The sequence below is a fragment of the Bacteroides sp. UBA939 genome, from assembly GCF_002293435.1.
In the GTDB taxonomy this organism is placed as follows: domain Bacteria; phylum Bacteroidota; class Bacteroidia; order Bacteroidales; family Bacteroidaceae; genus Bacteroides.
Window position 1 is genome coordinate 5,449 of record NZ_DBDF01000032.1, and the last position, 4,505, is coordinate 9,953.

5 protein-coding genes are annotated in these 4,505 nt (G+C 47.7%); all 5 read left to right on the plus strand.

Annotated features, from left to right (window positions below):
* Positions 1-224 precede the first annotated feature (224 nt).
* The 5 genes from B2Z67_RS02150 to B2Z67_RS02170 all read left to right on the plus strand — a co-directional run bounded on the left by B2Z67_RS02150 (position 225) and on the right by B2Z67_RS02170 (position 4,333).
* Entirely contained in the window at positions 225-1,076 is an 852-nt protein-coding gene (locus tag B2Z67_RS02150; protein WP_291528175.1) for a hypothetical protein, read from the plus strand.
* Positions 1,073-1,825, plus strand: a complete 753-nt coding sequence (locus B2Z67_RS02155; protein ID WP_291528176.1) for a cytidylyltransferase domain-containing protein — start codon at positions 1,073-1,075, stop codon at positions 1,823-1,825. The genes B2Z67_RS02150 and B2Z67_RS02155 overlap by 4 nt, the downstream gene beginning before the upstream one ends.
* Before the next feature lie 71 nt (positions 1,826-1,896).
* Positions 1,897-2,934, plus strand: a complete 1,038-nt coding sequence (locus B2Z67_RS02160; protein WP_291528177.1) for an N-acetylneuraminate synthase family protein — start codon at positions 1,897-1,899, stop codon at positions 2,932-2,934.
* Positions 2,935-2,937: 3 nt separating this feature from the next.
* Entirely contained in the window at positions 2,938-3,801 is an 864-nt protein-coding gene (locus tag B2Z67_RS02165; protein ID WP_291528178.1) for a glycosyl transferase family 2, read from the plus strand.
* A gap of 34 nt (positions 3,802-3,835) precedes the next feature.
* Positions 3,836-4,333 (plus strand): KdsC family phosphatase, encoded by a 498-nt coding sequence (locus B2Z67_RS02170; RefSeq protein WP_291528179.1) that lies wholly within the window; start codon positions 3,836-3,838, stop codon positions 4,331-4,333.
* Positions 4,334-4,505 lie beyond the last annotated feature (172 nt).

Sequence of the window (4,505 nt, forward strand, 5' to 3'; positions counted from 1 at the left end):
GTATAAACTAATTATGAACAGCTGCTTAGTGATTAACGGAAGTATCTCTATTCTCCTCCTCCAGGGAGGAGGGGAACGTACCTTAGTGAAAGGAATCAGATAATCTGTCAGCGAAGTTAATTAGGATAGTTCAATGACACATTAAATAATCTGTCAGCGAAGCTAATTAGGATAGTTCAATGACACAGAAGTAACTCTCGAAACTCAAATTTAATAATAATTATATGGGAGATAAAGCAATGAAATGGCTGGAACAATGCTGGCAAAGCTTTCTAAGCATAGTGAAGATTCTGTTGCAGTCTAAATGGAACACGAGTTTGCCGGTTTCTTTCAGCAACCCCGACGAATTACTGATACTCGCCAACGGTCCTTCCCTGAACCGTACAGTGCAAGAGTCAGCAGACTTCATACAGGAGAAAACCTTGTTGGCAGTGAACTTCTGTGTCACCTCCCACATCTTTGAACACCTCCGCCCCGAAATCTATCTGATTGCCGACCCCCTGTTCTGGATTGTTCCCGAGAAGCGCATACAACTGTTCAAGACAATGGCCCAGAAGACCACCTGGGACATGAACCTCTTCATGCCCGCCCGCGCATGGACGAACAAAGAATGGCAACCACTCCTCGCAGGCAATCCACATATCAAAGTCTATACCTACAACACCACCCCCATCGAAGGATTCCAGCATTTCTCTAACTGGATATTCCGCAAAGGCTGGGGCGTGCCCCGTCCGCACAACGTACTGATACCCTCCATCGCCACAGGACTACGCCTGCCCTTCAAGAAAGTATATCTTGCAGGAGCCGACCACTCATGGCTACCGGAAATCACAGTAACGGACGACAACGTAGTACTGATGCACCAGAAGCACTTTTACGACCGCAACAATTCGCAAGCCGCCACCGTGACACAGGAAAACCTGGGCAGCGCACGCCTGTACACCATTCTCTACCACATGTACGTAGCCTTCAAATCTTATTTCATACTCGAAGCCTATGCCCGACGGCTGGGCAAGGAAATAATCAACATCACCCCCGGCTCTTATATCGACGCTTTTAAACGGATGAAAGTATGAAAGACGGAATAATCATTCAGGCGCGTACCGGTTCAACCCGGTTGCACAACAAGATACTGCTCCCCTTCTATGGCGGACAGCGCATCATCGACATACTGATAAACAACATCAAACAGGCTTGCCCCGGCAAATGCATCGTACTTGCCACCACCAACCGCCCGCAGGACGACGTGCTTGCCGAAGTAGCCCGCCGGGCAGGCATCCTCAGCTTCCGCGGTGACGAAGACAACGTGCTCGACCGCTTTCTATGTGCGGCAGAAACATTTGGTATCGACCGCTTCATACGGGTTTGTTCCGACAATCCTTTCCTGCGCCCGGAGACTTTCGCCACCTTCTTTGCCGAACATACATCCTCTCCCGCCGACTACATAGCCTACGGTTTCTCCGATGGACGCCCCACTATCAAATCCCATCTGGGACTGTACGCCGAACTTACCACCACAGAAGCCCTGCGCCGCGTCGCCGCCGCCACGCAGGAGAAACTAAACATTGAGCACGTCACCATCTATCTCTATACACACCCCGAAACATTCCATGTGCGCCTGCTGCCTCTGCCCGACGAGCTGGAAGGACGTTTCGACCTCCGCTTCACACTGGATACGATGGAAGACTTCACCCTGTTGCAGGAGCTTTACGCTACCTTCCGTGAGAAGACCGACCGTAGCGTCCACGCCCTTTTGCAACTGGTAGAGGCGCACCCTGGGTATCGCATCAAGATGCTGGAGAATATTGCAAGAAATGAAAAATAAGAAAACTGATTATGAATTGTATGACTCCCATCCGGTACGCCCATAATTCATAATTCATAATTCATAATTCTATGAGTACATATATAATAGGTGAAATAGGACAGAACCACAACGGTTCCGTTGATATAGCCAAGTTGATTGTAGACCTGGTATCACGCCCCGTCCGCGAGGAAGTATTCAACATAGAGCTTCGTCCGATGGACGCCGTGAAGATGACCAAGCGGGACTTGAACGAGGAACTGACAGACTCACAAATGAACCGCCCGTACGACTCCCCCCACTCCTTCGGACGTACCTACGGCGAACACCGCGCCTTTCTGGAACTGACGGATGAAGAACACTTCGAAGTCTACATCCATGCCAAGTCTTTAGGCCTCGACTTTGTAGAAACGCTCTGTTCAAAAGGCTGCCTCTCCCTGCTGAAACTCTTCACGCCCGACCGGCTGAAAGTGGCAAGCCGCGACCTGACCAATCTGCCGCTGCTGGAGGTGATGGCGGAAACCCGGATACCGATCATCCTGTCCACCGGCATGGCAGGAAGGAAGGAACTGGACGATGCCCTGGAAGTGATTACCCGTTACCACAATGATATCTCCATTCTGCACTGCGTATCTCAATATCCTACTCAACCCGATAATCTGAACCTGAGGACTATCGGCTATCTGAAACAGCATTACGGGCAGTACACTATCGGCTTCTCCGACCACACTATCGGTATCGCCGCCCCTATTGTTGCCGTGGGCATGGGTGCGGAAATCATAGAGAAGCATGTCACCATCGACCGCCGCATGAAAGGAACCGATCAGCAAGGCTCGCTCGGTCCCGATGGAGTAAACCGCATGATACGCGACATCCGCATCGCCGAACGCTGGCTGGGAAAAGAAGAACTCTATATCGATGCTTCCGTAGCTTCGGCAAAGGTGAAGCTGGAGCGCTCCATCGCTACGAATAAAACTTTGTATCCCGGAGATGTCATTACCGAGAATGATATTCATCTGTTGAGTCCCGGCGACGGTTTCAAATGGGCGGATCGCAATCAGGTGGTAGGACATAAGGTGCTGAAAGAAATTCTCCGGAATGAGATTATCTATCCGGATGTTATTCAATAGTTTATGAAACTCTTAGGCATAGTCATTTTATATTATCCGGATGATGCGGTAGTGAACAACATCGCTACTTATATAACTCAACTGGACGAATTAATGTTGTGGGACAATACTCCGGCAGTTGATCGTAAAGAGCTGGACTTAATCTCTTTGGGAGATGGTAAGGGAAAAGTCTTCTTGAATGGTTGCGGTGAGAATGTGGGCATTGGTTCCGCACTGAATAAGGCTGTGGCATATGCCCGTACAAATGAATTTACGCATCTGCTGACGTTGGATCAGGATAGTTACTTTGACGGGCAGGACTTCGAGACTTATCTTCAGGCAATCCGTCACTATGGTGAAGATAAGGCTGCCATCTTTGCTACCAACTATTTCATTAAATCCCAGCAAACCACCATGTATCCTCCGACTGACTCTGTGGATGAAGTATATTCGGCGATGACTTCAGGGAGCGTTTATCCGGTTGCATTGTTCGAAGCTTTAGGTGGTTTTATGGAGTCGCTTTTCGTTTGGGGAGTAGACTGTGAGTTTTGCTGGAGAGCTAAAAGGAAAGGCATACCGGTTTTATGTTTCAAGAATATTCTGTTGATACACGATTTAGGCTATCAGAAAAAGAAGAGGCGTCTGTTGGGAAAAGAAGTGTTTCCTAATGAATATGGTCCGGCCCGTTCATATTATAATGTGCGCAATGGTATTCTTTTGCATCGTCTCTATCCCGAAGCATTGAATCTGAAAGCGCATCTGCACTACCATTTTTATAAGCGTATGGTTTTTATCATACTGTATGAACAGCAGAAGTTCAGCAAATTGTGGGCATTGTTGTGCGGCTATCGTGACGGTCTGAAGGGAAAGTACGGAAAGTGGAAATAAATAATTGCATTATCTGATTAATAAAGAAGAAGCTATGTTACCGAAATTAGTGATTACCGATATTGATGGAGTTTGGACTGACGGTGGAATGTACTACTCCGCCGAAGGTGATGTCATGAAACGCTTTTGCGTAAAAGACGGTTGGGGAGTTATCTTCCTCCGCGAGCTGGGTATCCCCGTAGCCATTATGACGGGCGAGAACTCTCCATTAGTGCAGAAACGTGCGGATAAACTAAAGATATCCCGTTGCTACCTGCAAGTCAATGACAAGCTGGCGAAAGCGAAAGAAGTCTGCGAAGAGATGGGAATCACTTTAAAGGATGTAGCTTTCATAGGCGACGACTTGAATGATATCCGCTTGCTTCGTGAAGTAGGTTTCAGCGCCTCTCCTGACAATACACCGGATTATGTGAAGCGCGAAGTAGACTATGTTACTGTAGCTCATGGCGGTTTCGGCGCTTTCCGCGAGTTTGTGGAGAAGATACTGGCGGACAACGGAGTACTGAAAGAGTTACTTCAGAAGTTTATGTAATTTTCAGGACTTAAGCTGTCTATGGAGTTGGTTACAAATAAACATTTGGTGCAATTGCCCTATCTTCACCTGCATACAAAAGAAATCAAAAAGGAGATATTAGCTTTAAGTAGCTGTTCATAATTAGTTTATACTATCATTTTTTAGACGCGGATGACGCGGATCTCTTTTT

Excerpts from the sequence above, each read along its gene's own strand:
- B2Z67_RS02150 (WP_291528175.1), top strand. The coding sequence starts at position 225 with ATGGGAGATAAAGCAATGAAATGGCTGGAACAATGCTGGCAAAGCTTT.
- B2Z67_RS02155 (WP_291528176.1), top strand. The coding sequence starts at position 1,073 with ATGAAAGACGGAATAATCATTCAGGCGCGTACCGGTTCAACCCGGTTG.
- B2Z67_RS02160 (WP_291528177.1), top strand. The coding sequence starts at position 1,897 with ATGAGTACATATATAATAGGTGAAATAGGACAGAACCACAACGGTTCC.
- B2Z67_RS02165 (WP_291528178.1), top strand. The coding sequence starts at position 2,938 with ATGAAACTCTTAGGCATAGTCATTTTATATTATCCGGATGATGCGGTA.
- B2Z67_RS02170 (WP_291528179.1), top strand. The coding sequence starts at position 3,836 with ATGTTACCGAAATTAGTGATTACCGATATTGATGGAGTTTGGACTGAC.